Here is a 22,140-nt window from a genome sequence, read left to right on the forward strand (position 1 = left end):
CGAATATAAATAGAATGTCAGTTATATGAAAAAAAGCTGTTTGTGTTATCTGCAGTTCTGCTTTACCATTATGTATCCATGATAGACATACAAATTCTGCCCGTAGAAAACGGAAAACAGCTGAAAGAGTTTATCAGTCTCCCACCCTCTATCTATAGAGATGATCCTCTATGGGTTCCACCCCTGCGCCTCCTGGAGAGGATGGACTATAAAGATAATGCTGTCTTGAAACGTTCCGATCACAGGATGTTTCTTGCCTATAAGGACGGAGAGGCAGTCGGGCGGATAGTTGCCTATATTGATCCCCATTATAATGATTATTACAGTTCAAAATGCGGCATGATCGGTGCCTTTGAATGTATTGATGACAATGACGCCAGCGGGCTTCTTTTTAAAACGGCGGAATCCTGGTTCTGCAAAAAAGGTATGACTGAGGTTCTGGGGCCTATAAATCCCATAGCAGAGTCCTGGGGCTTTCTTCTTGAAGGCAATACTGCTCCTGTATTTATGTCTCCCCACAACCCCCTGTACTACAACAGGATGATTGAAAGCGCTGGATTCACTAAAGCCAGGGATCTTCTTGTCTATGAAGCCCATAGCGGAAAGGGATATGAAATCCCTGAACGCTTCAGGAGGTTTTCTGAAACAATGCTGAAGAGAAAACCGAATCTGACAATCAGAAATATTGATCGGAAAAACCTTCGGCAGGAATCTATTTATATTCTGAATATCTTAAACAGAGCAGTTGCCGGAAACTGGGGGTATGTACCTGTTGAAGAAGATGAGATGAAAGACATCGTTTTGAAACTGAAATTCATCCTGGATGAGAAGGCTGTCTGTTTTGTGGAAGATGAGGGTGTACCCGTAGCCGTAGCTCTGGGTTTTCCTGATATCAATGTTTTATTAAAAAAAATAAAAGGAAGCCTTAGTCCGCGAACCCTCTTTGTACTGCTCCGGGACATGAAAAAAATAAGGGATTACAGACTATGGGGACTGGCAGTCCTGCCGGAGTATCACGGTCAGGGTCTTGATGTACTTCTTTATATTTCTCTGTTTCAGGGTCTTCAGCCCAGGGGAATAAGACTTGAAGCAAATTATATGCTTGAGGATAATTTCCATATTCTCAATGCTCTTGAGAAAATGAATCTACAGCCTATTAAACGCTACCGGGTATATCATAAGAATACTTGATGGCTGAATTATCTCTTCCTATGGGTTTAAAAAAAGGAGCCATTCCGGATGAACCAGTCTGACAAACACTACCTTAAAGCATCAGAACTCATTGCTTCGATTATAAAAGAGACTGAAAAAGGTTATCTGGGAATGCCTCAGGCTTCTGAAACTGCTGTACTGGCACTTGTAAGTGGTCTGCACCTGCTCATAGAGGATGTATCCGGTGTGGGAAAGACCACGCTGATTCGCTGTCTGGCCGCTGCATCGGGTCTGGAGCTGGGACGTATACAATTTACCCCTGATCTGCTTCCCGGAGATATTACCGGTATGATGATATGGGAACCATCCTCCCGGGAATTCCTATACAGAGAGGGTCCATTGCATCATCAGTTTATTCTGGCTGATGAACTCAACAGGGCTCCCGCCAGGACACAGTCAGCCCTTCTGGAAGCCATGCAGGAGGATACTGTGACGGTTGACGGTGTTGTCCGTCCACTCCCTTCTCCTTTCTTTGTTGCTGCTACCCAGAATCCTGCATGGTATGCCGGTACCTATAAGCTTCCGGAATCACAGCTTGACCGTTTTGGTCTCTCCATGACTCCCGGCTTTCCGGACAGAGAGACCGAAGTTCGTATCCTTTCGGAATTCAAGGACAAGAAGGCCGTTCACCAGGTCTCAAGAGTCGCTAGTCCCGAAGATATACTTGATTTACGTTCTCTTATTGCCTCGGTGCATGGGGAAGCAAATATTCTGGACTATGCTGCAGCCCTTGCAGGCATCACAAGGGATGCTGCACTTTTTCAATCGGGTCTGAGTATCCGTGGTACCCAGCATCTTCTGAGAGCCGCACAGGCACAGGCCGTGATGCAGGGAAGGTCGTTTATCATCCCTGAAGACCTCATGAACATGGCAGCCTCTGTTATGAGACATCGTCTTCTGTTGACCCCGGAAGAGAGAAGCAGGGGGGTCAGTGTCTCAAAGACAGTTGATGAATTACTGAAACGGGTTCCGGTTCCGGTAAAATGAAACTGCCCTTCCGCTTCCATAAAGAGACACTATTCTTCTTTCTGGCTGGATCGGTTCTCTTTTTCCTCTCATCCAGATACTTCGGTGGGATTTATATCCGTCTCTCCCGCTTCTGGTTCACCTTTTTTGCTGTAGATATTGCTATGCTTCTTATAAACCATCTGACCCTCCGCTATTCCCTGGACTTTGATCGTGATCATATGAGTAAGGGTGATACCATTATTTATACAATCAGCATACAGAGCGGATCAATTCTACCGGTTCCTTTACTTATGCTTGAACTGTCGCAGGTTCACCGGGAGGAGAAGCAGGAAGGGAGGCTTCTCCGTTTTTCTCTTAAACCCGGTGAGTCCTGGGTGTACAGCAGAGAAGTTCATGCATCTCTGAGAGGGGTGTATACAATGGGACTCTCCCGGCTTACGCTGCGTAGTATTTCAGGATTACTCTCTCTTGATATGCCTATCTGGGCAAGAAATTTCTATGTCTATCCGAGGATCATTGATATTCCCGAATTATTGACAAAGCACCCGGCCTCTGGAGGAAAGGCAGTCGGTCTTGAGGGGCAGAGCGGTGATGCTCATAATTTTATTGGTTTGAGAGAGTACAGGGATGGTGAGGGGCTGAAGCATATCAGCTGGTCCCGTTTTATGCAGACTGGAAAGCCCTATATTAAAACATATTCCTCCATGGGCGGATCGGATATTCACCTCTTTCTGGATAGACGGAGCTCAGGCCGTTCTGCTCTCTGTGATGATACTGTGCTGGAAACATTTCTCTGCCTGATCTATTCCGGTTTGAATACCGGACAGAATATGATTCTTCACGGATATCCCGGCTGGGAGGGGAAAAGTATTCAGACACAGCTGGATTTTGATAAACTTTATCAGAGAACTCTTATGTTTGAATTTGATGCCTTTGATCTTGAGGAACTGAATGATATTCCCTCTCTTGAATCTGTTTACATCATAAGTGGTATGCCTGATTTTACTTTGCTGGATGAGAACAGCCGTTATTCTGATCTGGGGCACCTGATCTGTGTCAGTCTCTCTTTCTCTGCCCTGGAAAATGACCGTTATCGATCTGTAATACTACGCAGAAAGCAGCAGGGTGCGGTTATTTCAGATATCCCATGGGATGATACAATTGAGGATGAGCTTCTATGCCAGGTCTATTCCTGATTCCCCTGCTGGTCTACCTGAGTATCCATCTCTATCTTGATTCCACAGCTCCTCTCTGGTTTCCTCTTCTCATTGAACTCCCTTTGATCCTGACAATCCTTGAGATAAAACTCTTCCCCCGGTGGAGAACAGCTCTTTTCCTTCGAACAGCCCGAATTGCGGCATTTACTATTCTGATCACAGGGTTTCTGATGTTTATTCTTATGCTGCCTGAATCACTCTATCAGGCTTGGCTCCTGCTGCTTGAAGCGGGAAAGGCTACAGGGATGATCTCCTTTGCTTTTGCCTATGCCGGAGGACTTGTGAGTTCAATCGGCTGTGCATCTCTTCTACGCTGGAAGAATAAGATACAGGCCCTTCTGAATCTCCTGCTTCTCTGTATTATGGTTGTTTTGATTCTGCATCCCCGCCTGATTATATTTTCAACTTTTATGATTCTTCTCATTATCAAGCTTCTGGTAATTCAAAAGAAGAATCCCCGAACAATGCGTTTACTCTCCATAAGTATCACTCTTATTCCTGCAGTAACAGCGGCCTTTCTATTTCCCCTGTTCAATGAGGAGCCCAGGGGCAGCAGAGTTGTGGACAAATTTTCCAGAGGAGTACAGTCTACTGTCTCAAGAGTATTCCCGGAGCTTCCTCTACTGCTTCAGATTCCAGGTTACGGCTACGGTTATGATCAGGTACGCGAGACAGGAGAAAGACCCTTTCTAAGTTCTAATGTTGTTTTCACTCTGGACGGGGAGGCGGGTACCGTACTCTATCTCCGCTCAGATGTGTTTTACAACTATATGACGGGAGGCTGGATCTCTGAAATCCCCGGAACAGGAGAGAGGGAAGCCGAAGTTCCGGATGAGAATATATACAGGAAGATCCGGCTGACAGTTGAAACAGATATTTATACCAGAGTGCTCCATAACAGCTGGACCAGATATTACCTGCTGGATCATGAATTGATGAGACTTGATTCACAGGGCAGTTTTGAGCTGCCTTCAGGCCTTCCTCTGAGGAGGGGAGATATGATTACTCTTTATGACAGCTCCGGAAAAGCCCCTGTTCCTGATGAAGAGACACTCAAAAGACAGATTGAAAGATCCACCCTGCTGCCTGCTGACATGAAAGACAGTTTATCCGGATTGGCAGAGAGCCTGGAAGGAGACAGTTATATACAGAGTCTGAGTAATATTAAGAACTACCTGAGAGAGGACTTCAAATACACATTGGATACAAAGAGCTCAGAGAATATGGTTCTGAATTTTCTCAATGAGACAAAAGTGGGTTATTGTGTCCATTTTTCAACAACAGCTGCTCTGCTTGCCAGAACCCTGGGTATTCCTGTACGAATGGCTGAGGGCTTTCTTGTTCAGATTCCCAATGTGGAAGATGGTTATATCTATTCTGCAGGAAGTTCTCATGGCGTGACGGGGTATTCGGCCCATCAGTGGCCGGAGATCCTAGTTGAGGGGAGGGGGTGGATGCCATGGGAGGTGACTCCCCCTTTTGAGGCACTTGGTGATTCTCTGGTTCAGGAGGATTCAATTATAGATGCCTTTACCCGTGAACAGCTTCAGCGTATGGGACTGTTCCGGCAAGGTGATGAAGAACCCCTGAATGCTTCCGGAAAAGTCCGGGCTGCCGGAATTGCTCTGATTATTCTCTTGTCAGTTATGTGTGCAATCTTTTCTCTTTTCCTGCTGTACAGAGCCTCGGGGTTGAATGGTGTAATGAAAAGAAAAACCAGAAAGGCATTTAAAAAATATGGAATCTCTTATCCTGAAACAATCGGCTGGGTACAGTGGTTTCGCAATATTCAAACCAGTCGGGATAAGAAAAGATGTCTCAACCTGGTTCTGAGGTACTGTTATCACAAGGATAGTCTTGAGAGGGTTGAAAAAAAAGAGCTCCTGAAATTACTCAGGAAGCTCTGATTTTATCCGACAGGGGAGGATCTCTCCCTTATTCTTCTGTCTTAAAACGGTCAATTTCATTTTTAAGATCTTCACTGTTCGATGCAAGATCATTTGATAGTTCCTTAACCATATCCATGGCCTGAACAATCTCATTTGAACCGATTACAGCTTCCTGAATACCCGATAGGACAGTTTTGGATACATTCTGGATGGTCTCCATCTCTTTAGAAAGATCGGCCGTTTCGGATTTCATAACATCGGCACTATCTTTAATGCTGATGGTAATTTCATTAAGTCTCCGGCTGGTACTGCCAATTTCCTGACTTCCCGCCATAAGCTCATCAGTATTGCTGGCAATTTGATTCAGGGCGTCAACAAAATCATCCACAACAGTATTCATCTCCACAAATATGGCTGCGGTCTCTTTTGTGTTTTTAACTGTATCATCAACACCATTTCTAATCTCTTTGACTGAGCTGTCAATGATTTTAACAGAACTGGAAGAGCTTTCCGCAAGTTTTCTAATTTCATCGGCAACGACTGCAAAGCCCCTACCTGAATCTCCGGCATGTGCTGCTTCGATGGCTGCATTCATTGAAAGAAGATTTATCTGATTTGAAATTCCCCTGATCACTTTAGTCATATCCTCGATGGCCGTCAGACGGCTTACTACATTCTCGTTAAATGAGCTGCTCAGATTCTCAAGCTGGGTACTTCCTTTTCTGGAGGTCTCTGTGAGTTGCCCGGCAGCAGCTTTCTTTTCCTGGCTTATACTGGCAACCTGCTTCAATGAGTTCATCATCTGTACGATAGAGGCAGAAGTCTCTTCAACAATAGCCGCCTGTTCCTCTCTTATGCTGTCAAATCCTGATACTGAACTGTCAATACTTACAACAGAGCTCGATGAATTACCGATACTCTTATCCAAACGTTGTATCTGAGTTTCAATTGAGTGCATATTGGCACTGATTTCATTAATGGCTGCTGCGGTCTCTTCAGTATTAACCAGAAGCTGATCCTTGGTTTCCATAGTCGAGTCGGCAGTTGTTTTAATCCCGGATATCATATTTCTTATAAGGGTAGTGAAATTGTTAAAGTTTTCTGTGAGTAGTGATAATTCATCATTTCTCACAACCTTTATGCTCTTCGTAAGATCCCCGTCACCTTCGGATATCTCCTGAAGAGATTCAGAGACATTGCTGATCCTTTTTGCAAAGAGACTGGATACAAAATAAACAAGTGGGGCATTAATAAGGAGTGCAACAAGAATAAAAAGGATAATCTGCAGTTTAAGAGCCTTAAGGGGACCGTAAATCAGTTTTTCACTGACCATGATGACTGTTTTCCAGGATATGCTGGGTATATCATCATAAAAAACGGTTCTTTTCGCATTGTTAAGGGTGAAATCCTGATTCCCATCGTAACTATTCATCACAGATTCCATAAAAGCTTTGCCATTGTCATCTTTCATTTCAAGAGCATTTGTTCCTACCATCTCTGCATCACTGTGCACAACAATTATACCTCGTTCATCCATAAGGGCACTGTTGGTTCCCTCCTTGTGATGAGCCTCAAGGACTTGCAGCAGGTCGCTCAGGTAGAGGTCCATACCGAGAACACCAATCAGTTTTCCGGTGATACTGTAAATTGGAGCGGCTACTGTGATATTCTGTTCGCCCGTAATGGCATCGGTATAATAGTCTGTGATAATTGTGTCTTTCTTTTCTGCAGCAGCCTTGTACCAGGGTCTTTTTGTGGCTTTATAGTCATCAGGGGTTGTCCACTCTTCTCCATAGAGGAAACTGTCGTCAGGGAGACCCAGATAAAAAACATCTACACCGTATCGGCCTTCATCACCCTTCAGATAAATGTTATTACTGTACCCGCCCTGGCGTACAAGATTTATGGTGCCTTCCTGTTCCATGAAAGCTCTTTTTGCTTCCAGAGCTGCCAGCCTGAGCTGCATCCATGAATCGATGGATTCTGCAATCAGTTCAGTATTGAGTTTCATTGTTTCATAAATACTGTCATGAAGTCTCTGCTGTTCCTGAATATAGGTCAGAGTTCCAAAGGCTGAAATAAGTAATACGGCCAGTAGACTGAATGAGATGGACATACTGTATTTCATACTGAAATATTTCTTTTTCATATTATTTTCCTTGTTTGCTGTTATTAATCAGATTTTTAAATGATTCATTATTATATCGATATTTACATATAATATGATATAATCTTCTCCTTAAAAAATGAGGAATATGAATAATTGGAGAGCTAATCTTTTGACAGAAAAGTGAACAGGGATTAAAATTGAAAGATGGATATTAGAAAAGACAGAGCCATCGCAGGAGGACTGATACTCCTGCTGCTTCTGCTCTACAGCTTCAGTTTGACCCGTTCTCTGGTCAGTCCTCCTTCAGAATATATGAGCAGAGAGATTCCCATTATTGAAACTGAATACGGCTTTTCCAGGACCGTAAACAGTCATATCCTTACAAGAGTCTTTCCCTCAGGGGATTCTGCATTGGTTCTGTGTATAGATGGAACTGCCCTGAAAATACTTGAAATTGATATTCAGGGACAGATTCTTAATGAGAAAAGCTTCAAAATTGATCTCTCCCAGGCCTCTCAGATTGAAATTTCATCATTAAGCCGGAAAACACTGGGAATCGTATATAAAACAGACGCTCTTTATCATGCCGATCTGTCTCTGGATGGCGGGACAACTGCTGTTCGAAAAATGGCTGATAACGTTTTGTATTTTAATTCCCATGAAGAGGCTCTGGTATTCGGAAACCATGAAGGACTTTTTGTCCTGAGCCCTGAGATTACAGATCCTCTCAAGATATTCAGCGGCAGGGTTCTTGATTTCAAGCTCGCCTGTGATGACAGCGGCTGTTATACGGTTATTGTACACGATATGAGTTTTGATACGGTCCGCCTTGAACTGCTCTTCTGTTCTCCAGTTTCCGGTGACTGTGAAGAACGTATGTCTCTGGATGTATCGGCAAAATATTTCTCCGATCTTCAGGATTTGCGCATTGATGACGGAATCCTTACTGTGCTCTATAAGTATGAAGACGGTCGCAACAGGTCAAACCAGCTGACTTTTCAGAAAATAAAACTCCCCGAAGGAGGGGTTATATTTGAAGAGAGGGTCTCAGTCCCTCTATATCACAGTAATTACAGGCTTCTCGAAGGCAGTCAGGATGATTCCCGTTTTATTTATCAGACTGACAGTGTAAATGGTGTCAATCTCGCAATGGGAGTCATCGGGGGGGATGGAGAGTTTTCAAGCCATCTTATTACCAAGACAAAATCTATGAGTAAACTGGCAGGAAGTTTTATGCTGGGAGAGAAGAGAGCTCTGGTTTTTTCAGATATCAATTATGACAGAAGAGCTCTGTTTTTTGCTTCTGATGATTCTCAGATGATAAAATCAACAACCCGCTTCAGAACTGTTCCCTTCTGGTATCCTCTGCTGACAACCCTGCTGATATATTTGGTATCTCTTTTTTCAGGAAGCCTCTATCTGTTGGCATTGCTCCCCCTGCCTGTGCTCTTCCTTTTTGTGTCAGATCACTATATTTTCCATAAGATGGAATCACCGGAACTACTGCAGAATTCACTCACTGCAGGCATTCATACAATTGTAAAACTGTTATTGACTTATATGTTTATCTCTTCAACCTTCAATTATAGTTTTCAGCCTGCTTTTATAGGTGCACATGTGATCATCCTGCCCATTCTGATTCTATTCAGTCTGGCTTCCGCAGGATTATCTATGAGTAAGAGGGGAGTCGATTTTTATATTTCCTTTGCAGTGTATGACTATCTGTTTTACACCGGGCTCATTACAATGTATCTGACTACTTCAATACTTCTTGGAAAGGTATAGTTACTCTCCGCTAATTGTACCGCCGGGAAACATCAGATATCTGGGGCCTGAATAGTTTTCAATGTCCAGTCTCTCTTTGGAAAGATACATCTCTTTCTGTACATCAAACAGGCATGCCGAGATAGACGCTCCGCTTATGGGAATGCTCTTTTCTCCGTCAAAATAGATGGCCAGACGGATCTCTCCACCGAAGTCTCCCGTCATCGGGTCCATCTGGAAGTCGGAAAAAGTCATTATTTCGACATAGGGTTCCTTCTTCCAGTCATCCACAGAATGAGAGCCGCTTTCTACTACAATATTGGGGATAAGGCCGCTGGCTTCTTCCTCCATATAATGGGAGTACTGCTGTGAGCCCTGATAACGTAGAAGTTTTCCCTTTTCAAAAAGCTGTATTTTCTTAAGCTCTACACCGTCCTTATCTATGGGAGATGAGAAGGGTGAGTGAGGCAGTGCGGGATCAAGAATAATGTCCAGAAGATCACCCTTTACATCCTCTCCCTGAAAGATTTTGCCTTTTTCTCCCCGGGCCGTTCCTTCAAAGATACCCTGTACATTCGAATGTATTCTGTAAAAATCCATCATCTCTCTGACAGCATAATCTCTGAGTACTATATTCACGGACTCTATCTTGGCTGCGTTACCGGCTTCTGCCCTGAATCTGCACTGCTCTATCTGTGTTCTGCACTCATCTTCTATAAGAGAAGGGGAATAATCGGCAAAGGAGAACATATTGTATAGTTCAACGCTCTTATCAGCCTTATTCCAGTCGCAGATCAGTTCTATTTCACCCCGGTTCTGTTTATAACTGACATCTGTTCCTTTGGAGGAGACAAAATGGAATTCATACTGATTTACAAAAATCTCTGCAGAATTGATTCCGCCTTCTGAATGACTGTCATTTTTGAAAAGACTCTCTGTTATCTCTGAAAGCACAGGCATAAGATCCCTCTCTGAGAGTCTTCCTGAATTTTCACTGACCTGAGGATTTGCATAGGAGGGAATGGGATAGTAGGCATTTCTTACAAAGGAGGCCGAATAGATGGCAGTTTTCAGTTTTTCACTGATTTCCTCTTCTGTCATATTGTTGCCGAGAACCACAGTGGCAGAACCTCTATAATTTTTACAGTCCTCCGAATAATCCTTGAAAACAGTTACTGTAAAGCTGCTCACATCCTTGCTGCGGTTCATATCCAGATCTTTTCTGATAAAAAACAGTTCCCTGGATCTGCTTTTCTTTTCAAGAATTGTCCATTCATTTATCTCTGCATTAATAAGCTGTTTCTGAATTGTATTAATCATTATGCAAGTTTTCCTTTAGTTTTCAGGTAGGGTCCGCCGGTGGAGGTCTTTACGAATTCTTTGTATCCTTTTCCACAGGCTCCGGAACCGGATAGTTCAAGGTCAGGACTTACCATGGAGATGGATTTGAGAAGATCGGGGACAAAGCCAGTGAGAAAGACAGGTGAGACAATCCTCCCTGTGAGCTTTCCATTTACAATCTCTCTCCCTTTCACGGCAACACACTGGATTCCCCAGTTTTTAGGATCTTCCATTCCGCTGCTGAAATTTTCCAGAAGATACCCTCTGTCTATGGAGGAGATCATATCATCAAGGGAATCAGTTCCCGGACTGAAAAAGGTATTGGTCATTCTTGTGTAGGTTTTTCTTTCAAAGGATTGGCGTTTACCGTTTCCTGTAGGTTTTGTTCCCAGTTTAAGGGCAGAAAGGAGATCGGAAATCCCCATCTTCAGAACCCCTTTATCAATTATCTTTGAATTTGCCCCCCCCATCCCTTCATCATCAAATAGATAGGAGGACACCTGATCTGCAGCCGCTGCACCGTCATGCATATTTACTTTTTCAGAAGCAACAGCCTTGTTCATATAATCTGCGGCCATAGCACGTTTTTTCACAAACATATCCATTTCCACTCCATGACCGAAGGCCTCATGAGCAATGAGTCCCGACATTGCCGGATTACAGATAATATCGTACTCACCGGGTACCAGACGTTCCGAGTTCAGAAGATCTTCTACTTCATCTATTGCATCTTTCAGAGCATCCTGCATCTCATCCAGAAGTTCAGTTCCCTTCATACCGGAAAAGCTTTTATGAGTATATTTAATTCCCTTTTCATTCTTTCCTATGGGGAACATATAACCCTGTGACCAGATATATGACTGATCCAGGTCTTTATTGGATGAAATAAAAATCTTTGAGATATGTACATATTCATAGATAACCCTCAGATCAACCAGAAAATCAGCCATTTTGAGGCCTTCATCCATTCTAGCCTTCAGCTGATTGATTATGGTTTCAGAACCGGTCTGGACAGGTGAATTTTTAACGGTTCCTCTAAAGGATTCACTCCATTTCTCTTCTTCGATCAGAGGATATTCAACCTGATTCAGACTCTTACTGAGAATCACTGCTTCTTCTGCACTCTGTCTGATGGCAGCAGCAGTTTCCTCAATATCTTTAAGCTGTGAAAATGAGTATTCACTATAGCCTCTGCCGTTATAGATACGGCAGACAAATCCTCTTTCAGCCCAGGATGATTCATTGATCGATGATCCTGTCTTCATCATCTGGTAACGGGTGCCGGAGCTGTCGCAGCCCAGGATTGATATATATTTAAACTCTTTGGATAACAGGCTGACAAGCTCTTTCAGCTTTACCCTATGATCCTGCAGAAAGGATGATATTTGCACGTTCATTAGATTCCTCCATACTATTTGTAACATTTCAGTCGATTTCTTGTAAAGAAAAGAAATGAATCTTAAAACTATTTGAAAATTCAGTTCACTTAAGGATAAAATTAAATATGGATATTTTTAGTAAAGCTGAGATTCTGGCTGTTGATGATACTCCGATGAATCTGGATATTATCCTTGAAACCCTTGATGATGATTATGAAATCAGTATCTCCTCCGATGGAAAAGAGGCTCTTGAGGTTCTGGAGACCATTATTCCAGATCTTATTCTTCTGGATATAATGATGCCGGGAATGGACGGATTTGAAGTCTGTTCCATTCTGAAAAAAGATGAAAGATTGAAGGATATTCCTGTAATATTCTTAACCGCTCTCAACTCTACAGAGGATGTGGTCAAAGGTCTCAGTCTTGGTGCTGTGGATTATATCTATAAACCTTTTAATCCCGAAGAACTGCGCTCCAGAGTTCGTACTCATATCGAACTGAAGAGAAGCAGGGAAGAGATCGTCAGACAGAATTTTGAACAGAAGGAACTGCTTCATGTTCTCTGCCATGACCTGGCAAATCCATTTACCAGTATTCTAGGTGTTCTCAGTATTCTTGAGGACGATCTTCCGGATGAACTGGACTATTATTTCAAGCTGCTGCAATCGGCAGCAAACAACGGTACTGAAGTGATTAACCTTGTCCGTCAGATGAGACAGGCTTCTGAAAAAGGCATTGATCTGGAATCTCTGAATTTAAAAGAGATGCTTGAAGAGTCAATCAGTATGCTAAGACAGAGGATCACAGACAAAAAACTGGATGTGGAGATTAATGTTGATCAGTCTCTTCAGGTTCAGGCTGAAAAAACTTCCCTTATAAACTCTGTTCTCAATAATCTGATGACTAATGCGGTCAAATTCTCCTATTCACATGAAAAAATACGTATTGATGCAGAAGAGAAGGGTGATGGAATTGTCCTCAGTATCAGGGATTATGGAATGGGAATGCCCGAAGAAATAAGGGAAAACATGTTTGATATATCCAAAAATATAAGCCGTAACGGTACAGATGGTGAAAAAGGGACCGGATTCGGTATGCCTACGGTTAAAAAGTTCATGGAGCTTTACGGCGGATCTCTGGAAGTTTCTTCTCTGGATGAGAAAAGCAGTCCCCGGGATCATGGAAGTTCAATGATTCTTACTTTTTCAAAATAGTATATCAGGAATGAAATATTGTTCAGTTTTATAATAAGATCAGTATTATAATGAATACCGGAGACATACATGGCAGAAGCAAATAGCAAGTCTATCCTCATAGTGGATGATACCCCGACCAATATTGATATACTTCTAGAAATTCTATCAGAGGAGTACGATCTTTCTGTCGCCACAGACGGTGAGTCTGCCCTGGAGAGTGTTGCCGAGTCTGCCCCTGATCTTATACTGCTGGATATTATGATGCCCGGTATGGACGGTTATGAGGTCTGTACAAGACTAAAGGCTGATGAGAGTACAAGAAGTATTCCTGTTATTTTTATTACTGCCATGAATGATATTAAAGATGAGCTGAAAGGTTTTGAAGTAGGTGCCATCGATTACATAACGAAACCCTTTTCACCACCCATTGTTCAGAGCCGGGTTGATTCTATATTGCAGCTTGAAGAGAAGAGCCAGGCATTGACGATTCTTACAAGAAAGCTCTCCAAATATCTGTCTCCACAGGTCTATGCTTCTATCTTCAGGGGGGAGCAGGATGTAATCATAGATTCCAAGAGAAAGAAACTTACAATTTTCTTTTCTGATATTGTGAATTTTACAGCCACAACAGACGGTATGGAATCGGAAGCCCTGACAGAACTTTTAAACAGTTACCTGGATGAGATGTCCAGAATTGCTCTGAAACATGGCGGAACCATAGATAAGTTTATCGGTGATGCCATTCTGATTTTTTTCGGAGATCCAGATACAAAGGGTGAACAGGAAGATGCACTGGCCTGTGTCTCCATGGCCATTGAGATGAGAGAACGTTTGAAAGAACTGCAGGAAAAATGGTACTCCTACGGTATGCAGGACCCCTTTCAGGTCAGAACGGGAATCAGTACCGGTTATTGTACTGTAGGTAACTTCGGCAGTAAAAACCGAATGGACTATACAATCATCGGGACTCAGGTAAACACTGCGGCCCGTCTTGAATCAAGTGCTCTTTCCGGACAGGTTGTTATTTCTCATGAGACATGGTCATTGATCAAGGACAAAATCAGATGTCTTAAGAATGGTATGATCACTGTAAAAGGGATACATAAGCCGATTCAGACTTATCTTGCCCTGGATCACTCTGCAAAGCAGAGTAAAGACAGTGATGTTCTGATTGCCGCTCAGCTTATGGAAGAAGCCATTTCTCTGGAACTGGATAAAACAATACAGGATCTATTTGTTCTTTTTGACAGAGAGAAGGCGGATTACGTGGTTGCCACTGAAAAAGGGATACCCCAGGGAGTTATTTATAAGGCTCAGCTCTTCGAACTTTTTCAGGGAGATCTTTCCAGGGCGGCCTACCTGAGTCAGACCATATCAAGTTTAAAAATAAGAAAAAGCCAGATTGTGGATAAAGATTGGCCAATAGTTGATATCAGGGATATATATTCCAAAAGAAAGGATCAGGAATTTTATGAACCTGTTCTTGTGACCGAAGAGGAAAAACTGGTTGGAGAAATACCTGCTTTCAGGCTGATAACATATTTCTTGAAAACTGAAAAATAAGAAGAATCAATGAGGGAAGTACTATGATTTTAGTTGTTGATGATACACCTGCCAATATCGATATAATTATTGAAATCCTCGGGGATATAGATGAAGTCGCTGTTGCCCTTGATGGTGAGGATGCCCTGGATATTCTTTCTGAAGAAAGTCCTGATCTTGTTCTTCTTGATATTATGATGCCGGGAATAGACGGTTATGAAGTATGCCGCAGGATGAAGGAAAACCCTGATTGGAAGAATATTCCCGTGATATTTCTCTCCGGGAATGATCAGGCGGCAGAAAAAGAGAAGGGAATGGCCCTCGGTGCGGTGGACTATCTGATAAAGCCAATCGATCCTGCACTGGTCATTGAAAAAGTTAAGACTTATCTACCGTCCTGATAATAAGGCGCAGGATGTTTTTGCATCTATGCGCAGGCATCCTATTACTCAGTGAATAAAAAAATCTTGTTATTTTATTCTCTTCGATTATAATCAAAATATGGCTCAACAAACAGAAAATTATAGATATTTCGGTAATCCTGAGGGCCTCGATCTCAGGGGAATGCCTGTCCGTGTATTGATAGTAGATGATGAAGAACTCACCCGCAAGCTGGTAAGCCAGGTTCTGCGGTCTGTGGGTTATGATGTTGTTGGAGAGGCAACAAATGGTGTTGAAGCTCTTGAAATGTTTAAGATGTATAAACCTGAGATGGTGACCATGGATGTCAGAATGCCTCAGATGGATGGGATTTCAGCTCTGAAGCAGCTGAAGATAATTGATCCAGGTGCAAGTGTGGTAATGCTGACCAATGAAAATGATAAGGAAACAGTTACCCAAATCATTAAAGCCGGTGCATTGAATTATATTGTAAAACCCATCAAGAGACAGACCATTCTTCAGAAACTGCGTGAAGCACGTATTTCTATTTACGAAAATCAGAAGAGTAAATAAGCTTACGAAAATTGAAATACCCGGTGTTTTCGAGAAGTCTCACTCCCCGATTTTTTTTTAGAGTTTCTTTTTTAATTCTTCAATATTTACTGTATACCTCTGGATAATTGTTCCGCATTTTTTAACTTCATTAAATCCTTTTTCATATTGAAAGACCATCTCTGATTTATTCCTGGACATATACATTGAATTTGATAATATATTTGATTCCTGTGAATGGATATCATGAAGAATCTTATCATTCAATTTCTGCCGTGCTGGAAAATTCATAAGGGTCATCTGTGAGACCTCTACTGTCGATCTATCTTTTGCGGTGATGGTTTGCTCAAAAACCCTATTAAAGGGGGAGCAAGCTTTGTGCAGATCCATCAGAGCAGACCCGATTTGCGGTCTTATCTCATCGTTGTAGGGATTTAAGAGTTGAGGTTCCATTTTTTTTGAGAGAACGTATAAGATGTTTCAGTTCGAAATCATGTCCGGTACCGGTTTTTTTCTCAGGAAGAACTATCAGAAAGAATCGATTGAGGGCAAGTTTCATATTCATAATGAAAAGTATATTCCCTAAAGCCCCTGCATGCTATAAAAAATCCTGATTCGTATATATTTTACTCTTTTTCAAAGCCTTCTGCATGTTGCAAAAGACCTGACTTATAGAATGATGACTTATTGCGGCCGGTTTTCTTTGATTGATACAGGGCGGTGTCAGCTCTCTTTAGAAGATTGTTTTCATCCAGGTTTTCAAGGTAATTGTAACTGGCAATGCCAAGACTGACAGTCACTTTGAGAATAGTTCCCTGATAATCAGTTTCCATGTCCTCTATTGCCTTTCTGAAGCGTTCAGATGCAAGCCATGCCTCTTTTCTTCCTGCATAAGGGAGGAGCACCGTGAATTCTTCTCCTCCGAAACGGGACAGAATATCGCCTTCTCTTATTGTTTTATACAGAACTTTAGCAAGACTTATTATCACTTCATCACCGGCCAAATGCCCGTAGGAATCGTTGAATTTTTTGAATTTATCTATGTCCATAATAATAATGGAGAATGGTGTTCTTATTCTGCTGGATCGGGCTATCTGCTCGTTTACCCTGTGAATAAAAAAATTATGGTTGTAAAGGTTTGTTTTAGGATCCTTCACTGAGTGCTCATAATGAATTGTGTTCTGTATGGCGATTGAAGTGAAATGCATCAGCCTGTCAATATAGGCAATTTCTTTTGCACTGTACTCTTCACCCAGCACCTTAGGTGCAAATAGAATTACCCCGTACAATCCGGATATTCCCAGAACAGGAACAACAATTTCCGGATTGAATCTACGGAAGGTGTCCATATTTTCACTGTTGCTGAGTTCATTTTCAAGAATAAGAAAGCTGGTGGTTCCCGAGTGGTTTCGAAAAAAACGCTCCATCCCTTCCAGGCTTCTTATTTCAGCATCAGTTTCAACGCTTTTCATATTTTCATAGGACAGTATTTTGATACGGTTTACCATTATTCCTTCATTCAGAATAAAAGTAAGTTTTGAAGGAATGAATTTGTCTGAAAGGAATTCAATGATAAGGTCTATAACTTCTTCAATTGATTCCTGGCGGATTATCTCATATGCTTCCTCTAGTAGTGAATCCTGAGCCTTGTTATCTTCCTGCAGGGCTTCAACAAAATTAAGAATTCCGGATTCTCTGAATAGATCATAGTTTTTGAGTATCAGTGGATTTTTTACATTTTCTTCCCATGTCATTTAATGTCAGTATAAAGGATTATTTGATTTATTACTTTTATTTTTCTTATAGAAATCTGAGGATCATCTGTTCTTTGAGAAATTCAGTATCTCTCTCTTTTCTGATAAAATGATCCATCAGAATAAGAAGTATCCATTGTGCATTCAGAGCTATCTGCATCTCCGGGATACCCCTGTATGTATCACTTTTTTTAAGAATGCTGATGATTATGGGGTAAATTTGTGAAAAGACATTCTGCTCATTATTGTTCATGTAATCTGAGGAGATCCTGTCACCATACAGAATGATTCCCAGACCATCTCTGGCACTGATCTCGGATGAAAGAATATCAATAAACTGAATTAAATTTTCCTTAGCCGGCAGGCCAGGAATCATGCTGAGCTTTTTTGCAGTATTGGACCAGCTGATAATAAAAAGATCTTCCAGCAGTGCCTTATGAGAAGGGTAGTAATTGTATATCGTTCCCACAGCAGTGCCGCAACGGGCCGCCAGCCTTCGCATACTGCAGGCCTTCAATCCCTCTTCCCTTATCAGTTCCTCAGCTGAGTGGAGTATGTCTTCTTTTGTCTTAATTTTATATCGCATTCAAGAGTTCTCCCTTCTGTTTCTGCAGCTCTATATTAAGTTCCCCGCTTTTAAGCAGAGGAAAAAGAAATGTTGCTGACAGGATAAAGGTAAGAATATCTGAAAAAGTCTGAGCAAGAAGGACTCCCAGTGCTCCATAGTTTCTTCCCATCAGAATTAGAAGAGGAATGAGTATAAATCCCTGGCGTGCAGTACTGAGAATCATAGATTCAACTCCCTTTCCCAGGGCCTGAAAAAAGACAGTGATAGTATTGGAAAATCCGTATAGAAACAGAGCTGCTGAATAGGCATAGAGTCCGGTGACCCCGAAGGCTGTAACTTCAGGGCTGGCTCTGAAAATATGCATTATATAACTGGGAACTGTCAGAAACAGAAGAGCATTAGCCCCCATGGCTACCCCGCTCACTTTCATGGCATAAAAGAATGCACTGCGTACCCGCCCGATATCTCCGGAACCTTGATTAAATCCTATAACAGGCTGAACTCCCTGTCCCAGACCGAATATTATATAGGTAGGCAGCAGGGTTATCCTGGTGAGAACTCCGATTGCCGCCAGAAGATCAGCACCGCCGTAATGGACTGAGCTTTGATTCATTACAGCCATGGAAAGGCTGAACAACAGTTGCTTGAAAAAAGTTGGTAATCCAACAGTCATAATGCTCTTAAAATAGGCTTTATCAAGACTGATGAATTTTATCTTGAGGGAACAGACCGTTTTTTTGCGCAGATAGGCAGATAGAAGAATAACAAAGGTGACTCCCTGGGAAATCGTTGTTGCTATGGCGGCTCCGCTGATACCCCATTGGAAGGTAAATATAAAAAGCGGATCCAGGATAATATTCAGAATAGAACCAAGACCCATCCCCATCATAGAAATCATGGCGCTTCCTTCAGAACGGAGAAGGTTGTTCATCACCATATTGCTTATCATAAAGATAGATCCCAGTATGATATAAAAAGCATAGGATTCGGCAAGTTCAATAACTGCTTCTGTAGCTCCAAAGAAATGGAGTATCCGATCCATGAAAATCAGATTTACTATTATAAATAGAATCCCGAGAATTATCCCCAGGAAAAAAGTCGTTGAACATATTCTTGAGGCTGCGTCTCTTTCTTTCTTGCCCAGAAGTCGTGATACAACAGCGGCAGCTCCCATCCCCAGAGCCAGACCGATGGCCGAACTGAGCATTATTATAGGCATTACAATTTGTGTCGCGCCTGTTGCCTCGGTACCGATCCAGGCTACAAACATCGTATCCACAATATTGTAGAGGGCCATGATAATCAGTCCGCTGATGGCAGGCAGTGATATTTTATTCACTGCCTTATGAATGGGTGCACTGGCCATCAGTTTTATTCTGGAATCATTCATTAATTATTATCCTTTTATATGAACACTGTTCATATTGAAAGAAATTATTTTATATGAACACAGTTCATATTGTCAATGCTGCTATAGTAAAGTATCAGCATTGACATATCTGCTCTAAAGTACTGAAATCAGAGGGGGAGAGACATCAATGAGAGTTTGTATCCGGTCAAACATAATTTTAATAATCTTCTTTTTAATGGGAGTCCTATATCTGAGGGCAGAGGAAATCGTCGAAACGGAGGAAATCCTCGAATCGGAGGAAATAACTTTTAAAACAGTTTACCGGGATGATCATGTCTTTGAGACCAGAGGTATCGTTTATGTCCGGGGCGATATGGATGATCTTAATACTGTGCTCCTGGATGTTCATGATTATCGTCACTGGATTCTTGACGGTCTTACCCGCAGGAGTGTTCAAAGTGATGAACTTCCCGCTTTACTTGTAGATGTGCTTGTTGATCCTCAGAATTCAGATGAAATTAAAATAATCTATGATCTAAACAGATTTCTCAAGTTTAGAGGATTGTCCGCAAGCTTTCGTACAGAATGGGACTATGGAGCTTCAGGTGTTCTGAGAAGTCTCTCTTTTATCTATTCCGGCAGGAAATCCTATCTAAGAGAGGGGCGTTATACCTTTAATTTTACAGAAACTGCTGAGGGCATAGGGATAGAGTTTGTTTGTGAGGCCAGGTTATCAGGGCTCCTCGATCTGTTCTTCACTGTCAGAATCTATGATAAAAATATGAGCTTTTATATCAGAGGTCTCTCTGGAAATCTTAAAAAAAGATTGGAGTCTGATTCTCAAACCCCTTAACTTTGCTCTTGAAGATGAATCCTTATTCTTCTGCAGAATGTTCTTTATTTATGGTTCTGATAGTCTCCAGATTATCCATAAAGACATTAATCAGTTCGGGATCAAAATGCTTCCCTCTCTGCTCATCCAGATATTTCAGACAATCCTCTTCACTCCAGGCCATTTTATAGGGTCTGGTGCTGCTTAAGGCATCAAAAACGTCGGCTATAGCCGTAATTCTGGCTTCAATAGGTATTGCTTCCCCCTTGATACCAAGAGGATAACCGCTTCCATCCCATTTTTCATGGTGGTTAAGAGCAATATTAGCAGCTGTTTCGATAAGAACTTCAGAGTTTTCGTCAAAAACCTTTCGGTCAATTTCATCATTCTTCATAAAGCTGTCAATGAATCTGTTTTCTGAAAGAATCTCATGACCGTACTGACAATGATTCTGCATTTCATGCCATTCAGGATTTGTCAGCTTTCCCTCTTTCAGAAGTATATTGTCAAGTATTCCTATCTTACCGATATCATGTACAGGGGATGCCAGTTTTATCAGGTTAATCCTTTTTTCATTCCAGCCGAGTCCCCGGGCCAGACAGGCTGCATATTCAGAAACTCTCAGGAAATGGTTTCCAGTTTCAAAGTCTCTGTATTCCGCAGCCTGTGAGAGTATTCCAATTATCTGCCGTCTTGAGATATCGAGCTGTTTATTCCGGAGTTCCAGTTCCTGAGTTCTTTCCTTGACCAGTTCTTCAAGATGCTTTTTATATCTTCTGTTTTCTTTAAGGAGAGTAGATTTTTCCAGGACTTTATTAATAGAATATTCAAGTAGACCAAGATCCTGAATAGGTTTTATCAGATAGTCCCATGCTCCCAGTCTGAGAGCCTGTACCGCATCATTCAGACGGTTGGCACCGGATATCACTATAATAGGTATTTCATCATCCATCTCCCTCACAGCAGCAAGAACTTCAAGTCCATCTGCACCCGGCATTCTTAAATCTGTGAGAACAACATCAGGTCTTTCCTTTTTAGCAATCTCTATTCCCTGCAGGCCATCACCTGCTGTGATTACCTCAAAATCAATATCTTCGAGATAATACTGAAGTACCTGGCGGAGAATCGGCTCATCATCAATCACTAATATTTTTGAATTCATATTGTACTTCTGCTCCAGATTCTGATATTAATGAATTTTGCATCATCCCTGTACTGGAATCAAGAGTATTCGTATAAGAATAAGAGCTATTGTATATGCAGAAACCGATGTGTCAGCAGAGATATAGATAAAAACCCATAAAAAAACTGATACCTCCGGCCAGTACAAATAGATGCCAGATTACATGACTCATGGGTATTTTCTTTGAAATATAGAAGATAATTCCAAATGTATAACATCCGCCGCCGATAAAAATCCATTTCATGAAATCCATTGGAAGTACAGCCATCATGGGTTTGACCGCAAAAATCAATAGCCAGCCCATGGGAAGATACATTAAATCTGATATCAGGTGTTTCTCTCTGAATATAAGTGTCTTTGAGAGGATTCCCAGTAGGGCTATTCCCCAGATTACTCCGAAAATTATCCAGCCCCAGACTCCCTGCAGACCCAGCAGTACTGCGGGTGTGTAGGTTCCGGCAATCAGCAGATAGATAGCCGCCTGATCAATGATACGGAATACCCTATTAATCCGGGGCATATCTGAGAATTGATGAGTCAATGCAGATGATAAATAGAGGAGTATCTGAAAAGACCCGTATATTGAATATGATACATAGGCCAGGGTTGAGCCGCCGTTTACCGCTGTCTGTTGTAAAAGGATTACGAGACCGGCAATACTGAGACCGGCTCCAATGCTGTGGGTGAAAGAGTTTAATTTCTCTTCAACACTATGTTTTTCCAAATCGTACATTCCTGTTGTCATGGTTCAAAGATAACAGCAAAGGTGAAAGTCATATATGGTGTGAAAGGACTATTTAATCTTAAACAGTACTTTTTAACTAATTTAGAACAAGCTGTACTGCTCCCACAGGGCAGGTTTATCCACGGATGATTATTGAATCGGTGACGGCATATTCC

General features: G+C 41.9%; 19 protein-coding genes. 10 read left to right on the plus strand and 9 right to left on the minus strand.

Annotated features, from left to right (window positions below; all coding sequences use genetic code 11):
- Nucleotides 1-78 precede the first annotated feature (78 nt).
- From DV872_RS02320 to DV872_RS02335, 4 genes are read left to right on the plus strand one after another with little or no spacing between them, the layout of a single operon-like run.
- Nucleotides 79-1,191 (plus strand): hypothetical protein, encoded by a 1,113-nt coding sequence (locus DV872_RS02320; RefSeq protein WP_114628231.1) that lies wholly within the window; start codon nt 79-81, stop codon nt 1,189-1,191.
- A gap of 48 nt (nt 1,192-1,239) precedes the next feature.
- Nucleotides 1,240-2,199 carry a MoxR family ATPase gene (locus tag DV872_RS02325; protein WP_114628232.1) on the plus strand — a complete coding sequence of 320 codons (960 nt, stop codon included), beginning with the start codon at nt 1,240-1,242 and terminating at the stop codon, nt 2,197-2,199.
- Complete coding sequence (locus DV872_RS02330; RefSeq protein WP_114628233.1) at nt 2,196-3,377, plus strand: DUF58 domain-containing protein; 1,182 nt, start codon at nt 2,196-2,198, stop codon at nt 3,375-3,377. Before DV872_RS02325 ends, DV872_RS02330 begins: the two co-directional genes overlap by 4 nt.
- Nucleotides 3,359-5,305 (plus strand): transglutaminase family protein, encoded by a 1,947-nt coding sequence (locus tag DV872_RS02335; protein ID WP_114628234.1) that lies wholly within the window; start codon nt 3,359-3,361, stop codon nt 5,303-5,305. The genes DV872_RS02330 and DV872_RS02335 overlap by 19 nt, the downstream gene beginning before the upstream one ends.
- Before the next feature lie 28 nt (nt 5,306-5,333).
- On the opposite strand, the gene DV872_RS02340 is transcribed toward DV872_RS02335, so the two are convergent.
- Nucleotides 5,334-7,436 (minus strand): methyl-accepting chemotaxis protein, encoded by a 2,103-nt coding sequence (locus DV872_RS02340; RefSeq protein WP_114628235.1) that lies wholly within the window; start codon nt 7,434-7,436, stop codon nt 5,334-5,336.
- Nucleotides 7,437-7,601: 165 nt separating this feature from the next.
- Between DV872_RS02340 and DV872_RS02345 the strand changes: the two genes are divergently transcribed.
- Nucleotides 7,602-9,182 carry a hypothetical protein gene (locus DV872_RS02345; RefSeq protein WP_114628236.1) on the plus strand — a complete coding sequence of 527 codons (1,581 nt, stop codon included), beginning with the start codon at nt 7,602-7,604 and terminating at the stop codon, nt 9,180-9,182.
- Here DV872_RS02345 and DV872_RS02350 read toward each other — a convergent pair whose 3' ends face one another.
- Together DV872_RS02350 and DV872_RS02355 are read right to left on the minus strand one after the other, a co-directional pair.
- Nucleotides 9,183-10,481: a metallopeptidase TldD-related protein gene (locus tag DV872_RS02350; RefSeq protein ID WP_114628237.1), complete on the minus strand. Its 1,299-nt coding sequence runs from the start codon at nt 10,479-10,481 to the stop codon at nt 9,183-9,185. It abuts the gene before it with no gap.
- Nucleotides 10,481-11,899 carry a TldD/PmbA family protein gene (locus DV872_RS02355; protein WP_114628238.1) on the minus strand — a complete coding sequence of 473 codons (1,419 nt, stop codon included), beginning with the start codon at nt 11,897-11,899 and terminating at the stop codon, nt 10,481-10,483. Before DV872_RS02355 ends, DV872_RS02350 begins: the two co-directional genes overlap by 1 nt.
- A 107-nt stretch (nt 11,900-12,006) precedes the next feature.
- Here DV872_RS02355 and DV872_RS02360 point away from each other — a divergent pair, with 107 nt between their 5' ends.
- The 4 genes from DV872_RS02360 to DV872_RS02375 all read left to right on the plus strand — a co-directional run bounded on the left by DV872_RS02360 (nt 12,007) and on the right by DV872_RS02375 (nt 15,573).
- Nucleotides 12,007-13,095, plus strand: coding sequence for a hybrid sensor histidine kinase/response regulator (locus tag DV872_RS02360; protein WP_114628239.1), 1,089 nt, complete (start codon nt 12,007-12,009; stop codon nt 13,093-13,095).
- Between the two features lie 69 nt (nt 13,096-13,164).
- Entirely contained in the window at nt 13,165-14,640 is a 1,476-nt protein-coding gene (locus DV872_RS02365; protein WP_114628240.1) for an adenylate/guanylate cyclase domain-containing protein, read from the plus strand.
- Nucleotides 14,641-14,663: 23 nt separating this feature from the next.
- Entirely contained in the window at nt 14,664-15,020 is a 357-nt protein-coding gene (locus DV872_RS02370) for a PleD family two-component system response regulator (protein WP_114628241.1), read from the plus strand.
- Between the two features lie 100 nt (nt 15,021-15,120).
- Entirely contained in the window at nt 15,121-15,573 is a 453-nt protein-coding gene (locus DV872_RS02375; RefSeq protein WP_114628242.1) for a response regulator, read from the plus strand.
- A gap of 397 nt (nt 15,574-15,970) precedes the next feature.
- Here DV872_RS02375 and DV872_RS26455 read toward each other — a convergent pair whose 3' ends face one another.
- The 4 genes from DV872_RS26455 to DV872_RS02395 all read right to left on the minus strand — a co-directional run bounded on the left by DV872_RS26455 (nt 15,971) and on the right by DV872_RS02395 (nt 19,264).
- Nucleotides 15,971-16,117, minus strand: coding sequence for a hypothetical protein (locus DV872_RS26455; RefSeq protein WP_158546790.1), 147 nt, complete (start codon nt 16,115-16,117; stop codon nt 15,971-15,973).
- Between the two features lie 61 nt (nt 16,118-16,178).
- A complete protein-coding gene (locus DV872_RS02385; RefSeq protein ID WP_114628244.1) occupies nt 16,179-17,306 on the minus strand; it encodes a GGDEF domain-containing protein in 1,128 nt (375 codons plus the stop codon).
- A 46-nt stretch (nt 17,307-17,352) separates the two neighbouring features.
- Nucleotides 17,353-17,892, minus strand: coding sequence for a TetR/AcrR family transcriptional regulator (locus DV872_RS02390; protein ID WP_114628245.1), 540 nt, complete (start codon nt 17,890-17,892; stop codon nt 17,353-17,355).
- Nucleotides 17,882-19,264 carry an MATE family efflux transporter gene (locus tag DV872_RS02395; protein ID WP_114628246.1) on the minus strand — a complete coding sequence of 461 codons (1,383 nt, stop codon included), beginning with the start codon at nt 19,262-19,264 and terminating at the stop codon, nt 17,882-17,884. The genes DV872_RS02390 and DV872_RS02395 overlap by 11 nt, the downstream gene beginning before the upstream one ends.
- 196 nt (nt 19,265-19,460) lie before the next feature.
- Between DV872_RS02395 and DV872_RS02400 the strand changes: the two genes are divergently transcribed.
- Nucleotides 19,461-20,078 (plus strand): hypothetical protein, encoded by a 618-nt coding sequence (locus DV872_RS02400; protein ID WP_158546791.1) that lies wholly within the window; start codon nt 19,461-19,463, stop codon nt 20,076-20,078.
- Between the two features lie 22 nt (nt 20,079-20,100).
- Here DV872_RS02400 and DV872_RS02405 read toward each other — a convergent pair whose 3' ends face one another.
- Nucleotides 20,101-21,219 (minus strand): HD domain-containing phosphohydrolase, encoded by a 1,119-nt coding sequence (locus DV872_RS02405; RefSeq protein ID WP_114628248.1) that lies wholly within the window; start codon nt 21,217-21,219, stop codon nt 20,101-20,103.
- 112 nt (nt 21,220-21,331) lie between these two features.
- Nucleotides 21,332-21,985 (minus strand): hemolysin III family protein, encoded by a 654-nt coding sequence (locus DV872_RS02410; RefSeq protein WP_199563417.1) that lies wholly within the window; start codon nt 21,983-21,985, stop codon nt 21,332-21,334.
- Nucleotides 21,986-22,140: the final 155 nt, after the last annotated feature.

This window comes from Oceanispirochaeta sp. M1, assembly GCF_003346715.1.
In the GTDB taxonomy this organism is placed as follows: Bacteria; Spirochaetota; Spirochaetia; order DSM-2461; family DSM-2461; genus Oceanispirochaeta.

Bases quoted from the DNA above. Each gene is read 5' to 3' on its own strand.
- DV872_RS02370 (WP_114628241.1), top strand. From the start codon at position 14,664: ATGATTTTAGTTGTTGATGATACACCTGCCAATATCGATATAATTATT.
- DV872_RS02320 (WP_114628231.1), top strand. From the start codon at position 79: ATGATAGACATACAAATTCTGCCCGTAGAAAACGGAAAACAGCTGAAA.
- DV872_RS26455 (WP_158546790.1), bottom strand. From the start codon at position 16,117: ATGAATATGAAACTTGCCCTCAATCGATTCTTTCTGATAGTTCTTCCT.
- DV872_RS02385 (WP_114628244.1), bottom strand. From the start codon at position 17,306: ATGACATGGGAAGAAAATGTAAAAAATCCACTGATACTCAAAAACTAT.
- DV872_RS02340 (WP_114628235.1), bottom strand. From the start codon at position 7,436: ATGAAAAAGAAATATTTCAGTATGAAATACAGTATGTCCATCTCATTC.
- DV872_RS02325 (WP_114628232.1), top strand. From the start codon at position 1,240: ATGAACCAGTCTGACAAACACTACCTTAAAGCATCAGAACTCATTGCT.
- DV872_RS02360 (WP_114628239.1), top strand. From the start codon at position 12,007: ATGGATATTTTTAGTAAAGCTGAGATTCTGGCTGTTGATGATACTCCG.
- DV872_RS02355 (WP_114628238.1), bottom strand. From the start codon at position 11,899: ATGAACGTGCAAATATCATCCTTTCTGCAGGATCATAGGGTAAAGCTG.
- DV872_RS02335 (WP_114628234.1), top strand. From the start codon at position 3,359: ATGCCAGGTCTATTCCTGATTCCCCTGCTGGTCTACCTGAGTATCCAT.
- DV872_RS02400 (WP_158546791.1), top strand. From the start codon at position 19,461: ATGGGAGTCCTATATCTGAGGGCAGAGGAAATCGTCGAAACGGAGGAA.
- DV872_RS02390 (WP_114628245.1), bottom strand. From the start codon at position 17,892: ATGCGATATAAAATTAAGACAAAAGAAGACATACTCCACTCAGCTGAG.
- DV872_RS02365 (WP_114628240.1), top strand. From the start codon at position 13,165: ATGGCAGAAGCAAATAGCAAGTCTATCCTCATAGTGGATGATACCCCG.
- DV872_RS02395 (WP_114628246.1), bottom strand. From the start codon at position 19,264: ATGAATGATTCCAGAATAAAACTGATGGCCAGTGCACCCATTCATAAG.
- DV872_RS02375 (WP_114628242.1), top strand. From the start codon at position 15,121: ATGGCTCAACAAACAGAAAATTATAGATATTTCGGTAATCCTGAGGGC.
- DV872_RS02350 (WP_114628237.1), bottom strand. From the start codon at position 10,481: ATGATTAATACAATTCAGAAACAGCTTATTAATGCAGAGATAAATGAA.
- DV872_RS02410 (WP_199563417.1), bottom strand. From the start codon at position 21,985: ATGACAACAGGAATGTACGATTTGGAAAAACATAGTGTTGAAGAGAAA.
- DV872_RS02405 (WP_114628248.1), bottom strand. From the start codon at position 21,219: ATGAATTCAAAAATATTAGTGATTGATGATGAGCCGATTCTCCGCCAG.
- DV872_RS02345 (WP_114628236.1), top strand. From the start codon at position 7,602: ATGGATATTAGAAAAGACAGAGCCATCGCAGGAGGACTGATACTCCTG.
- DV872_RS02330 (WP_114628233.1), top strand. From the start codon at position 2,196: ATGAAACTGCCCTTCCGCTTCCATAAAGAGACACTATTCTTCTTTCTG.